Here is a 19,203-nt window from a genome sequence, read left to right as displayed (position 1 = left end):
TTACCGGCCAATCTGCAGGCTGTTTTACCATCTTAACCCTAACTGCTGGAAACAAACGCTAAGCGTAACGCTGACACCTTAGCAGAGCAAACATTATTTTCCCCTCCTACCCTGCTCGCTTGCCAAAAAACACATTTGTGACTAAAACAGGGAAACTGTCGCGGAAATACATTTTAAATAGTAAAAAATTAGACAATTATTATTGTTATTTTCTATGTATTGACCACATTTTGCCCACAAGTAAGTAAAAGTACTTATAGTGGTTTACCCATATTGGTCATTATAGTCGTGCTCTTTCCAAGAAAAGGGCCTCGTCTTGCAGTTTTCTGAGTTATTTAAACCCAGAAGATATTTGTTTTTGCTGATAATTTGCACCAACAACGCAAGCCAAGATAACTACAACGCGATGAGGTAAACATGTCAATACTAAAAAAACTATCCTTTGGAATGATCGGTGCCAGCCTAGCGGTAACCTGCCTGACCAGCACCACAGCTTTTGCCAAGCAAGAGTTCATTACAATTGGAACTGGAGGAGTAACAGGTGTTTACTACCCTACAGGTGGTGCTATCTGTAAATTAGTCAATAAAGGGCGTAAGGAGCACGGCATTCGCTGTTCCGTAGAAAGTACAGGTGGTTCAATCTACAACCTGAATACCATGCGCGCTGGTGAGTTAGACTTAGGTGTGGTTCAGTCTGACTGGCAGTATCATGCTTACAATGGCAGTAGCGAGTTCAAGGCTCAAGGTCCTTACAAAGATCTACGTGCAGTCTTTTCTTTGCATGTTGAAGCATTCACTGTTGTGGCCCGTAAAGATGCAGGCATCAAGACGTTTGAAGACCTAAAAGGTAAGCGCGTTAATATTGGTAACCCAGGCTCAGGTCAACGGGCCAACATGGAATTACTGATGGAGAAGTACGGCTGGACGAAGAAGGACTTCAAACTCGCGTCTGAGTTAAAGTCTGCTGAACAGGCAGGTGCTCTCTGTGATAACAAAATTGATGCCTTTGTATTTGTTGCAGGCCACCCAAGTGGCTCCATCAAAGAAGCAACAACAGCATGTGAAACGATGGTTGTTCCTGTCACAGGTCCAGTCATCGACAAGCTTTTAGCTGACAACAGCTACTATGCAAAAACCGTCATTCCTGCAGGGTTGTACCAGGGAAATGACAAGGACATTCACACATTTGGTGTTGCGGCAACAATCGTCTCTTCTACCAAAACCAGTCCTGAAATTATTTATCAACTTACAAAAGCGGTATTTGAAGGATTTGATGACTTCAAAAGGCTTCATCAGGCATTTTCAAGCCTGAAGAAAGAAAGTATGGCTAAAGATGGACTTTCCGCACCCTTACATGAGGGCGCAGCTAAATACTTCAAAGAAGTGGGCTTGATCAAGTAATCACGCTCGCCCTTCTCGAGCCGGGGATAATACTACAATAACTATTACACTCCCCGGCCAAGCGCCAGACATATTTTCCGCTTTCGTAATGACAGGCTAGTAATTATGACAAATACGAAAGAATCCAGTCAGACGCTTGATGCCAATCTAGAGCAAATGGTCGCAGAGGCTGACAGTGGTGCTCGGTCCCCTAAAAACTGGACGGGTTCACTACTGTTTTTTGTGCCAATCTGTTGGTCATTATTTCAGCTCTGGATTGCATCGCCCATTCCCTATGACTTAGGGTTTGGCGTTTTTGATGCGTCTGAAGCAAGAGCCATTCATTTATGTTTTGCTCTGTTTTTAGCTTTCACAGCCTACCCGGCATTTAAGCGCTCTCCACGCTTTTACATTCCGTGGACAGACTGGTTATTTGCAATCCTGGGAACTGCCAGTGCTTTTTATCTGGTCATGTTCAAAGATGAGCTTGCCTCACGCGCAGGTGCTCCCATTACCGCTGACTTAGTGATGGCGGGCATTGGCATGTTACTGTTACTTGAAGCAACTCGCCGTGCACTGGGCCCTCCACTGATGGTGGTTGCCAGCGTATTTTTGGTTTATGTGTTTGCTGGCCCTTATATGCCAGACGTGATTGCCCACAAAGGTGCAAGCTTAAATAAAGCACTTTCACACTTTTGGATTACCACAGAAGGGGTTTTTGGTGTTGCCTTAGGAGTAGCCACAAACTTCGTCTTTTTATTTGTGCTTTTTGGCGCACTCTTAGACCGGGCTGGAGCAGGTAATTATTTTATTCAAGTTGCCTTCTCTCTATTAGGCCACTTACGCGGCGGTCCCGCTAAAGCAGCTGTGGTTTCATCTGGGCTAAGCGGTATTATCTCTGGCTCATCGATTGCCAATGTGGTGACAACAGGCACCTTTACCATTCCACTGATGAAGCGGGTTGGCTTTCCTGCTCATAAAGCAGGTGCTATTGAAGTAGCGGCTTCCACGAATGGTCAGCTTACTCCTCCCATTATGGGGGCAGCCGCTTTCTTGATGGTCGAATATGTGGGTATTTCCTATATTGAAGTCATTAAGCATGCCATCTTACCTGCAGCTATTTCGTATGTTGCTCTGTTTTATATCGTGCACCTTGAAGCGGTAAAAGCAGGTATGGAAGGTCTGCCCCGACGCCAGCCTACAACCTTTACCCGTTCACTACTTTCTTTTACTGGCTCATTCTTACTACTCTGTATTATGACCGCTGCGGTCTACTATGGAATCGGCTGGGTCAAAACGGTGCTGGGCGACTATGCTATTTGGGCAGTAGGTGCTGCTGTTTGTGTTGGGTACATAGCACTCGTTGCTTATTCAGCTAAATACCCAGAACTGGCCATAGATGATCCTAACTCCCCCTTAGTCAGCATGCCTGAAGTGGGACCAACCGTAAAAAGTGGTTTGTACTTCTTATTACCCATTGTGGTTTTAGTCTGGTGCCTCACGGTTGAGCGCTTTTCACCTGGCTTGTCAGCATTTTGGGCAACGGTCTTTATGATTATCATAGCGGCTACTCATAAACCCCTAAAAGCGGCATTCCGAAAACAGGCAGACTTACACAAGCCACTGGTTGAAGGTATCCATGACCTTTTCCATGGTACAGCCAATGGTGCTCGTAACATGATTGGCATTGGCGTTGCCACTGCTGCTGCAGGTATTGTGGTAGGAGCCGTTACCCTTACTGGTATTGGCTTGGTTATGACGGAATTTGTCGAGTTTATTTCGGGTGGTAGCATTCTACTGATCCTGATCTTTACTGCGATCATCAGTCTTATCCTGGGCATGGGCCTACCGACAACAGCTAACTATATTGTGGTATCCACACTGATGGCTCCCGTTATAGTAACGCTGGGCGCGCAAAACGGGCTTATCGTGCCACTCATTGCTGTTCACCTGTTTGTGTTTTACTTTGGCATTCTTGCAGATGATACCCCCCCCGTGGGATTAGCCGCTTTTGCTGCAGCAGCCATTGCGCAAAGTGACCCCATCCGAACAGGTATTCAAGGGTTTATCTACGATATTCGTACCGCCATTTTGCCATTCATGTTTATTTTTAATACACAACTGTTGCTAATTGGTATTGATAGCCCTCTTGAACTGATCATAACCGTTATCGGCGCTTTAATGGCCATGTTGATTTTCGCAGCGGCAACCCAAGGTTACTGGCTGATAAAGTCACGCTGGTATGAAACCTTAGGACTGCTCCTTGTTGCCTTTACGTTATTCAGGCCAGGTTTCTGGTGGGATGAGTTTTATCCTCCTTTCCTGCATACATCAGCTACTGAAATTACGACTGTTGCAGCAGAACGTCCTGAAAATAGTCAACTGCGCATGCGAGTATCAGGTGAAACCTTTGATGGTGATGTGGTCGAAAAAACAGTTTTATTACCCTTAGGTGAAAAAGCAAGTGGTGCTGAGCGTCTTGCTCATGCAGGCCTTGAAGTCATCACCAAAGATAATAAAGTGATTGTCGATAATGTTGAGTTTGATAGTCCTGCAGCTAAAGCCAATATCGACTTTGATTGGGAAATTTTATACATAGAGTTACCTAATAACCGACCCGCTAAAGAGTGGATGTACATACCTGCAATACTCTTATTGGCAGTTCTCTTTGGTCTACAAAGAAGGCGAAAAGCACTGTTTGAAAAGGTAACAACTTAAATAAAATTTAACTACGACTGCCGTTTATCCGAAGCTAAATCCGCTGTTCTACGTATTGATTATTAACAGTAAGTCACCTACTCTCGAAGAGCGAGATGAATTTCAGGACTAGGGCAAACGGCCCATGCCACTGCGGCACTCTCTCAATGGATGAGACTGCTTCAGTGGTTTTTTTTTAGTACTGTGATGACAACTTCCATAAAAATGATTAGCCATATACAGAAGTAAACCAGATATAATACAACTAAGTACTTGGCTTACATACATTGCTGTTTTATAGGTCGCCCAATGTACAAAAAAATATTGCTCCCGCTGAATATGAATGAAACTGCCCTGATAAAAAAAGCACTCGCGGCAGCTATTTCTGAAGCAAAAGCCCATAATGCCACACTTCACCTCTTTAGCTCGATACCTGGTTTTAACATGCCTATGGTATCAAGCTACTTTCCTAAAGATGTTATGCTCAAAGCTTTAACGGAGCTTAAGCAGAAGTTAAAGGACTATGCCCAAGCAAATATCCCTGAGGATATTAATGTCACAATTGGCGTCGGGGAAGGCAGTGCTCACAAACAGATTCTTAAGGAAATTGAAAAGGAAAATATCGACCTTGTTGTAATTTCCAGCCACAGTGGCCGCAAAGTAGGCCAGTTTTTCTTAGGGTCCGTCGCCTCAAAGATTGTTGAGCATGCCAAGACTAACGTAATGGTAATCAAAGAGTAACCAGTGTTTTACAAGGTGATGTCATGTACGAACATTTAAAAGGAATGGGGATAACCCAGTATGATCGAATTGAAAAATATGCGCTACGCACTGAAGCTGATTATGACACGCTAAAAATCTATTACAAAAAAGAAAGAGGTGCGCTTTTTGCCCGTAGTGAAAAATTTAAATACCCACGGCAAAAGAAAACAGTCCTCGTAGATAGTGGCACTCATAAATACAAAAACGTTACTGAAATATCGCCTATCTTACGACAGGTGGTTGAAGAGCTGGACCAAATTACCAATCAGGAAAAGGACATGAAGGATCTGAAAAAGAAAATTCTTGATGATCTTCGCCATTTGGAGAAAGTTGTCGCACATAAAATTTCTGAAATCGAAAACGACTTGAACAGGCTATAGCTGTTCATCGATGAAAGAATATTTATTAGTAACAAAGGCTGTTCGTACACCTGCAAAGCGTGTCGGGTTGAGTATACCTCTACCATGGGCATACTTAATCTGACACACTGGCTCCCCACTATTCTTCTACACGAAGGATGAGCCTCAAATGCGCGTTAAACAAATGCGTGTTAAAAAAGTACCAGTTGCTCTCCACAATCTTGACTGCGATCTCTTAGCCCAACCCCAATACCAATCAACCTGACCGCTTTGCCTTCCCCTCGTTTAAACGCGTATTCTGCCAGTGACTGAAAGGCAGCCACTGATAACTGTGAAGTATCATGAGCAAGCCAACGCTCTTCATATGTCGTTTGCGTAAAATCGCTAAACTTAAGCTTAACAAAGCGCTTATTCATCTCATAGCCTTCGTCAAGACTCCGCTCTAGCCGTTTACACAGTGCCTCATACAAACTAGGCATTGACTGCAGGACTGCAGCTAAGTCGGGCAGATCCTGACTAAATGTATGCTCAACACTCAATGATTTGCGTCGGCGCAATGGCTGGACGGGTCGCTGGTCTATACCCCGGGCTAACAAATAAAGGCGCTCACCAAAGACGCCAAAGTGCTGCTTTAACTTGGCAGTGCTTACCTGTTGTAAATCTTCACAAGAAGCAACGCCTAACTGATGCATTTTTTTTGCCGTCACCTTACCGACACCAGGCAATTTGGCCACAGGCAGCTTCAAGATAAAATCATTAATCTGCTCAGGGGAGATGACAAACAAACCATCGGGCTTTTGCCAGTCACTGGCAATTTTAGCTAAAAACTTATTAGGTGCGACACCTGCTGACACTGTCAACTGCTCACGCTCCCACACCTTTTGTCGTATAGCCTGAGCGATTAATGTAGCACTGCCTCGACAGAGTTGACTTAAGGACACATCTAAATAGGCTTCATCCAATGATAGAGGCTCAACGCGATCAGTATATTCAAAAAAAATCATGCGCAGTTGTTGTGAAACCTGTTGGTAAAGCGACATTCTGGGCTTAAGAATAATTAGCCCTGGACAGAGCTGTAGCGCTTTGGCAGATGCCATTGCTGAATGAACACCAAATTGTCGTGCTTCATAATTACATGTTGCAATAACACCTCTTCGCTCTGGTGAACCACCCACAGCAACAGGACGCCCGATTAATTTCGGATTCTCTCTAATCTCAACGGCCGCAAAAAAACAATCCGCATCAATATGAATTATTTTACGGTCTTGAGACTCATGCATGAGTTACCACCTCAATGACCAACCTCATGTTTATCACGTTAAGTCCAGTCCACTCCTGATTTACTTTATTGTATACCTAAATTACATGGCTGCTGTTATCCCGTAACAGCCCAGAGATAACGATACGCAAATAAACCTCCTCCAATCACGCCTAAAATCTTCGAAAAAAGGATACATTTATGCGCATTTTTATTACATAATTACCATGATTTTTTATAAGGGAAAACCGTGGCCTTTAAGTTGCCACACGAGGTCTTGGAATGCAAAAGTACTATAAAATAGTTATCGCCGATGATCACCCTTTATTTCGTACGGCACTTCGCCAAGCCGTTTCTACTGGTATCAGTAACACACATCTTATAGAGGCAGAAAGCATTGATAGTTTACAACACATACTCGAACAGCAAACTCAGATCGATTTAATCCTGCTAGATTTATTCATGCCTGGCGCCCATGGTTACTCAGGTCTGCTCTTTCTGCGAGGAAACTATTCAAACATCCCCATAGTCATTGTTTCAGCTTTGGAAGAGCCCCAAGTCATACAACAAACTATTGCCTACGGTGCTTCAGGATTTATTCCAAAGTCATCGTCGTTGAAGACCATTTGTACTGCTTTACAGACAGTGTTGAATGGTAATATTTGGATTCCCGAGTCAATCGATCAAAGCCAGCATCCCGTATCTGACCCACAGCAGGAAAAACTGGCAGAGCAAATAACGACTCTCACTCCTCAGCAATATAAAGTACTTTCAATGCTGACTGAAGGGAAACAAAATAAGCAGATTGCCTTCGAGCTAAATCTATCTGAAGCGACCATAAAAGCCCATGCAACAGCAATTTTTAAAAAACTGGGCGTACGCAATCGTACTCAAGCAGTGATCGCAATTAAACAATTAAAACTTGAAAATCCAGCACTATTCAGTGTCATGGAGAGTTAACCGTACCTTATAGGTAAGCGGCTTATTCATAATCTACAGGGACGCAGATTATTCATTAAGAACAAATAAGACACATCGTTTATATTGAATGAACAAGCATGTTTAACACAGAGTGGAATAACTATTCGAAGAACAACTCACTTCACTCAAGTCGATATACTTTATTTCACTAACATCACGGCAATAAAATATATTACCCGTTCTAATATACCTCAGCTACATTAAAACAAGGCTTCTGTAACGTGAGCCTTAAACTCTGGAATAAATACTACAAAAAATGTACAACCAGCTTAATACAACTCCATAGCCATTTATCGCACAACCATAGTTATCCTTTTGTTCAGTTATCCCTGTGCTAATCTTTAAGAAAGTCGTTTGGTATACCATGATCAGTTAATCATTATGTCTATAGTACACACGTATTCAAGATTCAAAGTGATACGTTACTGTTCAATAGACATAGTATATGAAGTAGTACTTTAAATACCTGACTCCCTATGAAAACACTTGAGACTTTACTGCAGTATAATAAGTCTATTAGAGCTATCGGTTACAACGATACGCCCTTCAATCGTACTCAAGATAATAAAGTCAATATCAGTGGTATTGTTTGTTTAAATACGCGCTTTGAAGGCATGTTGTGGAGTGAAGTGACATTAAATGGAATGGATGCTACTGAAACTGTTGCAGAGCAACTGATCAACAGTACATTTTATCCTCATATCCATGTTCTGTTATTTGATGGTATCAGTATGGCAGGACTCAATATTATCGATTTACCCCTTTTAACAAAGTGGCTGGCTCGCCCTTGTATCTCTGTCATGCGCGAACTGCCTAATATGAGGGCTATTCAAACAGCCTTGACTCACTTATCAGATACCCATCAACGCTTTGCGACTATGTGTAAGGCTGGCAATATTCATAAAAGTGGTGACTTCTATTTTCAAGTACAAGGCACCTCACCAGGTATTGCAGCAGCAACCCTTCACCGATTATCTGATCAATACAACATGCCCGAAGCCTTAAGAATTGCACAACTTATCGGCGCCGCAGTTAAAACGGGACACTCCTCAACAACTAAGCATTTGCAACAGATGCCGTGTATGACTGCACTGCTTCCAGTGTCTTCTGATGACAGGCTTGAAAAGCATTAAGTGTTGTTAATTTGGGGCTTGCCTGCTTAAGTTCATGCTCCAAGCTTTCAGCAAGTACATATAATTGTTGAGCAGAAATATTCGCGGCTACACCTTTCATACTATGCACTAACATAAGTGCCTGCTTATACTGAACTTGCTTTACCATATGATTCAACCGTGTAGAGACCATTGCAAAGTCATCTAAGAATAACTCAAGCATAGAGCAGTACATAGCATGGTCTCCGTCCAGTCTCACCATAGCATCATCAATATTGAGCAATGCCAATGATGATGTTGAAGCAGACTTTGTTATCATACTGTCCTCATGATCAAGTCGCGTTAACGACGGCCTAACGTCAGGTCCAACTGCACTCAACCACTTCAATAAACATCGGTACAACACTTCTTTTTGAATAGGTTTGGTTAAATAGTCATTCATCCCTATCGCTAGACTTTTTTCTCGATCACCTTCAGTCACATTCGCAGTCATTGCAATAATAGGTAATATCTCTGCAGAAAAATGTTTCCTTATCTGTTCAGTCGCCTGATAACCATCCATTATCGGCATATGTACATCCATTAACACTGCATCGTATCGTTGTTGTTTAACTTTCGAAACAGCCTTCTCACCATTGCTTACAACATCTGTTACGATACCTACATTCCTGAGCAATTTAGATGCTAAAAGTTGATTTACGTTATTATCTTCTACCAACAGTATTCTTTTTCCAAACAACCCATCATAATTTTCCTTATCGTCACGAGGTAATTCTAAAAGCTGCTCCCGCCGCAGGGCATGAATTAGCGCTTTTAGTAATGCTAACGATGAAAATGGTTTTGACAAATAACTACATGCTATTCCTTTTTGTTTTTTGCCAATCAGTTTTATTTGCTGATGAGCTGACATCATAACCACAGGTTTATTTGACTCTGGGTAGTTTTTCACGAGTCTATGAACAAAGTCCAAACCATCCATTTCAGGCATGTCCCAGTCAACTAACAAAACATCTATTGTATTATATGTTTTAGCGATTTTATCAAGTGCTTCTTTCCCAGATGAACAATAATCAGAGTAAACACCAAAACACTGAAGCATATCAACCACAACTTCAGCAAAGAGTGGATCATCATCGACAATTAATACATTACATCCTTTGACCAAGCCAACCATGTGATAATAGGCCGCATCACATGGTGGTTCGACCAACTCAAAGGGCAATCTAACAATAAATGTACTCCCCTTACCAAGCAGACTTTTTACTGTTATTTCTCCCCCCATTAGTTCTGTTAACTGTTTACAAATAGTAAGCCCTAGACCTGTTCCCCCATAATTTCGCGTTGTCGAGTTATCTGCTTGATTAAACGCTTCAAACAAGCGTTGTTGTTGTTCTTCGCTTATACCAATACCTGTATCTTTGACCTCAAACTGAAGCCAAACCATTTGGTTATTATCCCCCTCGTGCTCTATGCACTTAACAACAACCAGAATTTGTCCTTTTTCAGTAAATTTAATGGCATTACTGGTTAAATTAATGAGTATTTGAGAAAGCCTGAGCGGATCTCCTCGTAACCATTTTTCCAAGTGTGTTGCATTATGCACAACCATCTCAATTTTTTTTGTTAAAGAAACATCAGCAAACATACTGCACAGTAAATCTAATCGCTCATTCAGGTCAAAAGGCGTCTGCTCGATTTCTAATTTTCCTGCTTCAATTTTCGAAAAATCAAGAATATCATTTATTAATAACAGTAATGCATCTGATGCGGTCTTTACTTTCTCCAGGTAATCTCGCTGTTTAGTATTTGCAGCCAATGGCAAAGCCAGCTCCATAAATCCAATAATCGCATTCATTGGTGTACGAATTTCATGACTCATATTAGCAAGAAAATCACTTTTAGCTTGAGTTGCCCGTTGTGCTAATACCGTTTGTTTTCTCAGTACTTTATTTTTTGAGTATACAATTACCATTATTGAGATAAAAATTACTAAAAAAAACAGCATAAACGTTATTACTTCACGCAGCTGATTCCGATAAATTTCTTTTTCATGATAGTTAATGACATCAATGATTAATTTAGAAGACTGATTAGTGACTAATCGATTCAAAAAACGATCAGCTGTTGCCGTATTACCTGAAACGAAATGAGCGTAATTCAAAAATACAGCGATTGGCCGTTGCCAAGCTCTAAACTTTGTCTCCCCAGCAATACTTTTCATTACTGCCACTTTTTGATCAATCCTTGACTGAATGTTAGCCTGATGCCCAAATTTATAAGCGGGCAGCATACTTGCTAACTCAGAAGCATGAAATGACACTTCGTAACTGTCTTTTAAATACTGCTGGTTAATTTTATGAATTTGTAAAGAGGCATGAGTTAACTCATCAATTAGCGAAAGGTAAGCCGAAAAGTCTTCATGTAAGGCTTGTAATGATGATGAAAGGTCCTCAAACTGCTGAACAGATTCCCCTTGAAAAAAAAAACTAGTCGGCGCCACTTGTAAATAACGCCTCAGCTCAGAACCAAAATTGTTAAGCAACTGATTATACTGCGTTTTATGACTAAAGCTTGATGATTGAATTATCACAATCTGAGCGGTTAGCTCGGAAATATAGCGCTCCAGCCCTCTGATAGATTCCGTTTGTTGAGTGTGCCAAGCAGAGCTTTCATGGCTATAAATGTGAATACCCGTAGCCAGTAAGGCTATAACAGCCATACTTGCATACAGCAGATTCATTCGTCCTTCCATGGAAAATAACCTATTTAGGCATCTCTCTCTTTCAGTTTACTTTATCCGAGAGTATAGAAGTCCCACTGTTCTCTTGCCATTAACCATAATCTTTCAGCCAATATCAGACTCAAATTTGACAGACTTATATATAATTTAAGACAAAGTGAATAAAAAAGGTTGACGACAGTTTTTTTCTACCTATAATACGCAACTCAATTTGGTGCGGGGTGGAGCAGCATGGTAGCTCGTCGGGCTCATAACCCGAAGGTCGTTGGTTCAAATCCAGCCCCCGCTACCAGTACTAACTAACTTTATATTGTAAACTGTAGTTACTATAGCCTTAGTAAAAGCATGTTTAAGTACCTATAAAGTAGTAATTTTGATGCGGGGTGGAGCAGCATGGTAGCTCGTCGGGCTCATAACCCGAAGGTCGTTGGTTCAAATCCAGCCCCCGCTACCAATTCCAAGCAGTCATTTTCTACTTTACTTAACCTAAAATACCGCCACTCTCACTTATCCAGCTTATCTTAATTAGCCATAATACTAATCTGATATTTTTTAACGTATTCAGCTACTGATTGCTTTTCTCCTAATAAAACTTTTCTTAATCAATACGTTAAATCTAAATTTGCACTTGACTTTCTACCCTCAACTCCCTTGAATCATGTTTTTTTGATGTGTATCAGCCAGCATTTTGGCCATTAACCCTTACTATTGCGCTGGTTAATAACTCACCAAATTTTTTATTTTGTGCTTGTTCATTAGCGAATTATTTTTAGGGGGCTGTCTCACACAACGTGCTTTATACCTATTTCTTTGTCACTTAATTACAGGAAATACTTATAGCGAATGTGTCGCACACCGACTGCCCACCTAAAAATTCTTCACATGAAATACCAAAAGAGACCAAACAACTGGAGTAGCCTATGTCGGCAACATTACACACCCTGCTTACTCCCTGGCGTATCTGGCGCAGACTTGCCCTTTGGCAACAAATAGTGGCAGGTATGGCATTAGGGATTGTCGTTGGCATTGTACTAGGTCCTTCAGCCACAGTGCTGAAGCCTATTGGTACCTTGTTTGTTAACGCAATAAAAATGCTCATTGTACCTTTGGTATTTTGCTCTTTAATCGTTGGCGTTACCTCAATCAAAGATTCCCAAAAAATGGGTCGCATTGGCATTAAAGCGATTGCGTTTTATCTGATTAGTACAGCTATTGCTATTTCATTAGGCTTATTGATTGGCACCTTGTTCGAGCCTGGCGCAGGCATGGATCTTGTCGCAAAAGAACAGGCAGCAACCAAAGAAGCTCCCTCTTTTATTAATACCCTGGTCAGTATTGTGCCTCAAAACCCCGTAGCAGCGCTGGCCTCTGGCAAAATTCTACAAATTATCGTTTTTGCAGCCGCCTTAGGTGTAGCATTAAACCTCATTGGCGAAAAAAGCAAGCCTGCTGTTGCCGTATTTACTAGCTTGGCCGAAGCAATGTACAAGCTTACAAGCTTAGTCATGACTCTGGCGCCTTATGGTGTTTTTGCATTGATGGCATCAATTGCAGGTAGTTATGGATTAGCCGTGCTGGAAAAGCTGATGATTGTTATCGTAGCCGTCTACATTGGCTGTGCTTTACATATTTATGGCTGTTATGGTCTCTTTATCAGTCTTATAGGCCGCTTAAACCCAGCGATCTTTTTCAAAAAAATCATTGATGCGCAGTCCATTGCCTTTACCAGCTCCAGCAGTTCAGGCACACTGCCCGTTAGCTTACGCTGTAGTGAAGAAAAGCTAGGTGTTCCCAAATCTATCTCCAGCTTTGTATTACCGTTAGGTGCCACCATTAACATGGACGGTACAGCACTTTACCAGGGTGTCACCGCACTATTTGTTGCTCAGGCATTTGGTATTGATCTCAGCCTTGCTGACTACTTAACCATTATCACGACAGCCACACTAGCCTCCATAGGTACAGCCGGCGTACCAGGCGCAGGCTTAATTATGCTCACCTTGGTGCTAACGACTGTAGGTTTACCCGTAGAAGGTGTTGCTCTCATTGCAGGTATTGATCGTATCTTGGATATGGCCAGAACCATGGTCAATGTCAGTGGTGACTTAATGGTTACTACATTGATTAGCAAAAGCGAGCAAGAGCTGAACCTCGAAATCTACTCAGATGGAAGTGCTACTAACACCACTTCAGATACAAATAGTACTCAACCTAAAGCCGATTCCATCAATACTGAAAACACCCTGTAGTAGATTTATAATACGACTAGGGCCTGTTAACACTATTTTAATCACCACTGCCCGAAGGGTTATGACGGTAAAAGCACTACTCATTGTTCATTTAGAACCACTAAACTTCACGCTTCGCGCCTAGATGAGTGCTTTTACCATCATAACAGTGATATTCAAATAGAGTTAACAGGCCCTAGATTGGTTGAACGTGTTTGCTTTCAACCAATCGGCTAAACACCCCACCAAAACACTTTTATCAAAAAACAAAGACGTCCTTCAAAAAACGAAATTGCTCAACTTATTTATTTGAAAACTAAAAAGCCAACATCATCATTTTGCTACAGTCATATGATGGCAGGTATAATTTTGTTAGGATATATCGCAATAACTACGACATATTAAGCATATCAGGACAATTTATGCTGTATACGGGACTCGTTGCACTTTTCAAATCTACCCTTAGCAGCTTACGCGACCTCGCCCCTATTCTTATCGTTGTCACTTTTTTTCAAGTCATTGTACTGCAGCAACCTATTCCTCACTTTTGGCAGCTATTGGGCGGCTTATTTTGTGTACTGTTGGGCCTCACACTCTTTATTCACGGACTAGAAACAGGCTTGTTTCCCATTGGTGAAACCATGGCCAAAGCACTTGCGTATAAAGGCAGCTTAACATTGCTGTTTTCATTCGCCTTCGCGTTGGGCTTTGGCACTACTATTGCCGAACCTGCGCTGATCTCCGTTTGTGAAGAAGCAGCTGAAGTTGCTGCGGAAGGAGGTGTCATAGCAATGACTCAGCAAGCTCAAGAAAATTATGCCTATGGACTACGCTTTACTGTCGCGCTATCTGTTGGCCTGGCCATTATGGTTGGCGTACTGAGAATATTACGAAACTGGCCTTTACATTATTTAATTATTGCAGGCTATGCATTAGTTACCTTGATAACATTAATAGCTCCGAAAGAAATTATTGGTATTGCTTATGACTCAGGTGGCGTGACAACCTCAACAATTACTGTGCCACTGGTAACTGCTCTAGGCGTTGGCTTAGCGTCTGCAATAAAAGGCCGAAACCCACTCATTGATGGCTTTGGACTTATCGCATTTGCATCCCTTTTTCCTATAATTTTTGTCATGATCTTTGGTATGGTGGTGCAATGGCTTGGTTAACAGAGTTTTTTCTTACCTTTTTTGCAACGATCCGAGATGTACTCCCAATCGCAGCAATTTTGTTCGGGCTACACTATTTTGTTATACGACGTCCAATCCCTAACTTACGCCGGGTATTAATTGGCTTTATTTACGTCATTATTGGTCTAACACTTTTTCTGATTGGCTTAGAGCAAGCCCTGTTTCCATTAGGCGAGCTCATGGCCAAACAGCTAACTGCGATTGATTTTCTTGCACCGGACATGGGCAGTAACACTACCTTGTCATGGACTGACTATTATTGGGTCTACCTTTTTGCCATTGCTATTGGTTTTAGTACCACCATTGCTGAACCCTCCTTGATGGCTGTTGCCATAAAAGCCAGCGAAGTTTCAGGAGGAGGAATTAACGCCTGGAGCCTACGCATCGCAGTGGCAATTGGCGTAGCACTGGGTATTGGCTTAGGCACATATCGTATTGTGACGGGATTGCCTATCCACTATTTTATTATCGCTGGGTATATCATTGTCATAATACAAACCTACTTTGCCCCTAAACTCATCATTCCTTTAGCCTATGATTCAGGTGGTGTTACCACTTCCACCGTGACCGTCCCCTTGGTTACGGCTCTAGGCTTAGGCCTGGCAGAAACCGTTCCAGGCCGAAGTCCACTGATGGATGGATTTGGCCTTATTGCATTTGCCAGTTTATTTCCCATGATGACAGTAATGGCTTACGCTCAACTTGTAGACTATTGGATTAAACGTAAATCTGAAAAAACAGAGTAAGCACGGAGCTGAATAATGCACTTTAAATTAATTGTTGCATTTGTCGACGATTCAAAGACAAATGCGGTTATGGAAGCGGCCCGAGGTGCAGGAGCCACAGGCTCAACACTGATTAACAATGCTCGTGGTGAAGGACTGTCAGGCGCTAAAACCTTTCTAGGGTTATCTCTTGAAACACAGCGGGATGTTCTACTATTTCTGGTTGAAGAACATTTGAGCCGCAAAATTCTTGAGCAAATTGCTATTGCTGGAGAGTTTGACACCTCACCAGGCACAGGTATCGCAATTCAGTTAGATGTTGAAGATGCTGTAGGTGTCGCCCACCAAATTGATGAACTGACTAATAAAGTAGAGCAAGCATTATGAGCAAGCCCAAACTCATTCGTGTTCGAGATATCATGAAAGACAATTTTCTCAAAATTAATGGGCTAAAAACGGTTCAAGAGGCAATTGATAGTTTACGACAGGCAGATGCACATACTCTAATTGTAGAAAAGCGGCATGAGAATGATGAGTACGGTATTGTTGTATTAGCAGATATTGCTAAAAATGTACTCGCTAAGGATCGAGCACCTGAGCGCGTCAATGTTTACGAAATAATGTCTAAACCCGTACTTTGCGTAGATCCCGATATGGATATTCGCTATTGCTCAAGACTCTTTGATCGCTTTGGCCTGTCCACAGCACCTGTTATCCAAAAAGGACAGGTTATTGGCATCATTACATACCAGGAAATTGTACTTCATGGACTGTGCCCAACATCTTCTCAACATTGATCAATATGCCTGTTGATCTTGAAAGCACGACCTACGATAAAAAATTTATTTGGCTAAACGACTGTGCTAAGCGACTGAGAGTAGGAATATCCAACACACTAACATGCTTAACAGTGAAGAAATCAATATCCAATGTTTACCTAGCCAGATATCCATTTGTTGAAGATTAATGCGCATCATAGCCTCCTACGCCATTGACACAAATGAGAATCATTCTCATTATACATCAATCTTCAATCTCTTCTAGTAAAAAGGCTGCTATCAACAGCAGCCTTTGTGAACTAACATAAGTAATTAGTCACCATAAATATCAAAATCAAAATATTTTTTCTGTACGGTATCGTAGACGCCCTCTTTTCGAATCTTAGCTATAGCAGCATTAAGTTTATCTTTTAAGTCTTTGTCCCTTTTACGAACCGCAATCCCCATACCTTCACCAAACCATTTTTTATCGGTAATTTTCGGGCCTACAAACTCAAACTTATCGCCTCCGGCTTTATTCAGAAAACCATCTTGTAAGGGAATTGAATCACCTAAAACTAAATCTAATCGCCCTGCTTTCATATCCAGATAGACTTCATCTTGTGTGCTATATCGTTTGATATTGACCACCCCCTGATACTTATCAGAAATATAGCTATCAAAAGTACTGGAACGAAGTACGCCAATTGTCTTACCTTTTAAGCTGGCTTCGTTGATTTCAATATTACTACCTTTTTTCCGCACAAAACGAGCCGGTGTGTGGTAGTACTTATTAGTAAAATCCACTTTACGCTTACGCTCTTCAGTAATCGACATAGAGGCAATAATGGCATCGTATTTTCTAGCCATCAGCGCAGGAATCATACCGTCCCAGTCCTGAGGCACTAATACGCATTTTGCTTGCATTGCTGCGCATAGGGCATTTGCCATATCTATATCAAAGCCTATGATAGAACCATCAGGTGCTGTTTCACTAAAAGGGGGAAACGCCCCTTCTACACCAAAGCGAACCGTTTTCCACTCTTTGGCTACAACTGCTGTTGATGCTACAGCTGAAACCACAAAAGCCAACGCGAGACGTTTTATCATTTTTTACTCCCTTACTTCACCTAATTAAAAACACGCCAAGTAACTTTAAAAAGCTTAAAAGATCACCATATATAACACGCCATGAGCAGCCTTTTATTATTTAGTACTTTGTACTTTTCTTCTGGTGGCTAGATACGTCAGTCAACATGCCATGGTTCCACTTTATAAAGCTTCTGCCTTTTATAAATTTTTAAAATACAGTGATCTATAATCACTTAACAGCTTACCCTAGCATTCTTATAATATTTTGCAATATACATTCTCACAAAGCGCTGGCATCATTCTGGTTATCCGTTATTGCCCTTATTGTTTTCTGTATTATCCACACGCAAACTACTACCACTTTCACGCTCAACCAATAACCTAAGTACTAACCTGAGCGCAGTGAACAAGGGGTAACCATGCTGAATAACTCGCCAAACAGCAGTAATGTGCAGTTCCGTAAAGAAAAAGATTTACTGGGTGAAAAAGACGTTCCAGTCAATGCCTACTATGGCATCCAAACTCAGCGGGCAATTGAAAACTTCCAAATTACAGGTGTATCGATCAATCTTTTTCCTACACTTGTAACCGCATTAGCAATGGTTAAAAAAGCGGCTGCAAAAACCAATGCCGAATTAAAACAACTCTCTCAACAGAAGACAGATGCCATTTGCCAAGCCTGTGATGAGATTATTTCAGGGCATTTACATGAACATTTTCTTGTTGATGTTATTCAAGGTGGCGCTGGCACCTCGACCAACATGAATGCCAATGAGGTCATCGCTAATCGTGCCTTGGAAGTATTGGGTCATCAAAAAGGTGAGTACCAGCACCTGCATCCCAACAATGATGTCAATATGAGTCAGTCCACCAACGATGTCTATCCAACAGCTGTACGTATGGCCATCATTCTAAAGCACAGTGAACTAGTGATTGCAGCCCAACAGTTACAGCGAAGCTTAAAAGAAAAAGCAACTGAATTTGCTGATGTCATAAAAATGGGGCGGACCCAGCTACAAGATGCTGTTCCAATGACACTGGGGCTGGAGTTCAATGCTTATGCGACGACTATTGGGGAAGATGTTGAGCGTATTAAATGGTTAGCCGACCTATTCAAGGAAGTTAATTTAGGTGGTACCGCCATTGGTACGGGTATTAACGCCGATCAGTCCTACGGGCGAATCGCTATCGAACATCTGTCACGCATTGCCTGTATCGATTTATGCCAGGCTTCTGACTTGGTAGAAGCAACCTCTGACATGGGCGCGTTTGTTTTATTTTCCAGTATGTTAAAACGCTTTGCGATTAAATTATCAAAAATATGCAACGATTTACGCCTATTAAGTAGTGGGCCGACTGCAGGACTGAATGAGATCAACCTGCCACAAATGCAACCTGGCTCCTCAATCATGCCCGGCAAAGTAAATCCTGTCATTCCTGAAGCCGTTAACCAAGTTGCCTACAACGTGATTGGTAATGACCTTTGTGTCAGCATGGCTGCTGAAGCTGGCCAGCTTCAGCTCAACGTCATGGAGCCTGTCATTGCTTATAAAATGCTTGAGTCAATACAAGAGCTAACCAACGCAACAATAATGCTCAGTGAAAAGTGTATTAAAGGTATCACAGCCAATAAAGAGCGTTGCAGAGACTACGTCGACAACAGTATTGGTATTGTTACAGCATTAAACCCCTATATTGGTTATGAAAATGCCAGCCGTATCGCCAAGCAAGCTCTGGCAACAGGAAGGCGTGTTGTTGATTTAGTAAAAGAAGAAGGGTTAATCGCTGAGGAACAGCTAGCAGAAGTGTTAAAACCGGAAAATATGCTATCCCCTCATAATTTACAGAAAAGCTAGTTCTCACTTAAAGATGAAATGCTAGCCAAAAACAATACAGAAAGGGGTAATAATATCTCTTT

At 41.8% G+C, this 19,203-nt stretch carries 15 protein-coding genes and 2 tRNA genes; 14 read left to right on the top strand and 3 right to left on the bottom strand.

Features of this window, described 5'->3' with window-relative positions:
- The first annotated feature begins 417 nt into the window (after positions 1 to 417).
- From KHS79_RS01305 to KHS79_RS01290, 4 genes are all read left to right on the top strand, one after another.
- Positions 418 to 1,401, top strand: a complete 984-nt coding sequence (locus KHS79_RS01305; protein WP_084611203.1) for a TAXI family TRAP transporter solute-binding subunit — start codon at positions 418 to 420, stop codon at positions 1,399 to 1,401.
- Positions 1,402 to 1,506: 105 nt separating this feature from the next.
- Positions 1,507 to 4,098, top strand: coding sequence for a TRAP transporter permease (locus KHS79_RS01300; protein ID WP_212716000.1), 2,592 nt, complete (start codon positions 1,507 to 1,509; stop codon positions 4,096 to 4,098).
- Positions 4,099 to 4,386: 288 nt separating this feature from the next.
- A complete protein-coding gene (locus KHS79_RS01295) occupies positions 4,387 to 4,818 on the top strand; it encodes a universal stress protein (RefSeq protein ID WP_027708121.1) in 432 nt (143 codons plus the stop codon).
- Positions 4,819 to 4,841: 23 nt separating this feature from the next.
- Entirely contained in the window at positions 4,842 to 5,219 is a 378-nt protein-coding gene (locus tag KHS79_RS01290; protein WP_027708120.1) for a DUF3461 family protein, read from the top strand.
- Positions 5,220 to 5,389: 170 nt separating this feature from the next.
- On the opposite strand, the gene dinB is transcribed toward KHS79_RS01290, so the two are convergent.
- A complete protein-coding gene (gene dinB / locus KHS79_RS01285; protein WP_212715998.1) occupies positions 5,390 to 6,478 on the bottom strand; it encodes a DNA polymerase IV in 1,089 nt (362 codons plus the stop codon).
- A gap of 260 nt (positions 6,479 to 6,738) precedes the next feature.
- On the opposite strand from dinB, the gene KHS79_RS01280 reads away from it, so the two are divergent.
- Positions 6,739 to 7,416, top strand: a complete 678-nt coding sequence (locus KHS79_RS01280; protein ID WP_212715989.1) for a response regulator transcription factor — start codon at positions 6,739 to 6,741, stop codon at positions 7,414 to 7,416.
- Positions 7,417 to 7,913: 497 nt separating this feature from the next.
- Positions 7,914 to 8,570, top strand: a complete 657-nt coding sequence (locus tag KHS79_RS01275) for an endonuclease dU (RefSeq protein ID WP_094788288.1) — start codon at positions 7,914 to 7,916, stop codon at positions 8,568 to 8,570.
- On the opposite strand, the gene KHS79_RS01270 is transcribed toward KHS79_RS01275, so the two are convergent.
- Positions 8,494 to 11,289 carry a response regulator gene (locus KHS79_RS01270; RefSeq protein ID WP_212715988.1) on the bottom strand — a complete coding sequence of 932 codons (2,796 nt, stop codon included), beginning with the start codon at positions 11,287 to 11,289 and terminating at the stop codon, positions 8,494 to 8,496. The genes KHS79_RS01275 and KHS79_RS01270 overlap by 77 nt on opposite strands.
- 215 nt (positions 11,290 to 11,504) lie before the next feature.
- On the opposite strand from KHS79_RS01270, the gene KHS79_RS01265 reads away from it, so the two are divergent.
- From KHS79_RS01265 to KHS79_RS01235, 7 genes are all read left to right on the top strand, one after another.
- Positions 11,505 to 11,581 (top strand) — tRNA-Met (locus KHS79_RS01265).
- A gap of 85 nt (positions 11,582 to 11,666) precedes the next feature.
- Positions 11,667 to 11,743 (top strand) — tRNA-Met (locus KHS79_RS01260).
- A gap of 466 nt (positions 11,744 to 12,209) precedes the next feature.
- Positions 12,210 to 13,538: a dicarboxylate/amino acid:cation symporter gene (locus tag KHS79_RS01255; RefSeq protein WP_094788290.1), complete on the top strand. Its 1,329-nt coding sequence runs from the start codon at positions 12,210 to 12,212 to the stop codon at positions 13,536 to 13,538.
- Between the two features lie 401 nt (positions 13,539 to 13,939).
- On the top strand, positions 13,940 to 14,689 hold the full coding sequence (locus tag KHS79_RS01250; RefSeq protein WP_027709255.1) for a DUF1538 domain-containing protein: 750 nt from the start codon (positions 13,940 to 13,942) through the stop codon (positions 14,687 to 14,689).
- Positions 14,677 to 15,456 (top strand): DUF1538 domain-containing protein, encoded by a 780-nt coding sequence (locus tag KHS79_RS01245; RefSeq protein ID WP_027709254.1) that lies wholly within the window; start codon positions 14,677 to 14,679, stop codon positions 15,454 to 15,456. The genes KHS79_RS01250 and KHS79_RS01245 overlap by 13 nt, the downstream gene beginning before the upstream one ends.
- A gap of 15 nt (positions 15,457 to 15,471) precedes the next feature.
- The gene (locus KHS79_RS01240) at positions 15,472 to 15,822 is read left to right on the top strand and encodes a P-II family nitrogen regulator (RefSeq protein ID WP_094788292.1); all 351 of its coding nucleotides are present in this window, start codon (positions 15,472 to 15,474) and stop codon (positions 15,820 to 15,822) included.
- Positions 15,819 to 16,232: a CBS domain-containing protein gene (locus KHS79_RS01235; RefSeq protein ID WP_027709252.1), complete on the top strand. Its 414-nt coding sequence runs from the start codon at positions 15,819 to 15,821 to the stop codon at positions 16,230 to 16,232. The genes KHS79_RS01240 and KHS79_RS01235 overlap by 4 nt, the downstream gene beginning before the upstream one ends.
- A gap of 294 nt (positions 16,233 to 16,526) precedes the next feature.
- On the opposite strand, the gene KHS79_RS01230 is transcribed toward KHS79_RS01235, so the two are convergent.
- Complete coding sequence (locus KHS79_RS01230) at positions 16,527 to 17,303, bottom strand: ABC transporter substrate-binding protein (protein ID WP_233468154.1); 777 nt, start codon at positions 17,301 to 17,303, stop codon at positions 16,527 to 16,529.
- A gap of 401 nt (positions 17,304 to 17,704) precedes the next feature.
- Between KHS79_RS01230 and aspA the strand changes: the two genes are divergently transcribed.
- Positions 17,705 to 19,141 (top strand): aspartate ammonia-lyase, encoded by a 1,437-nt coding sequence (aspA, locus tag KHS79_RS01225; RefSeq protein ID WP_212715986.1) that lies wholly within the window; start codon positions 17,705 to 17,707, stop codon positions 19,139 to 19,141.
- The last annotated feature ends 62 nt before the right edge of the window (positions 19,142 to 19,203 follow it).

Source organism: Zooshikella ganghwensis, from assembly GCF_018263875.1.
Lineage (GTDB): Bacteria > Pseudomonadota > Gammaproteobacteria > Pseudomonadales > Zooshikellaceae > Zooshikella > Zooshikella ganghwensis.
Note: the sequence above shows the minus strand (reverse complement) of the source record. Positions and strands in the feature narration are given on the sequence as shown.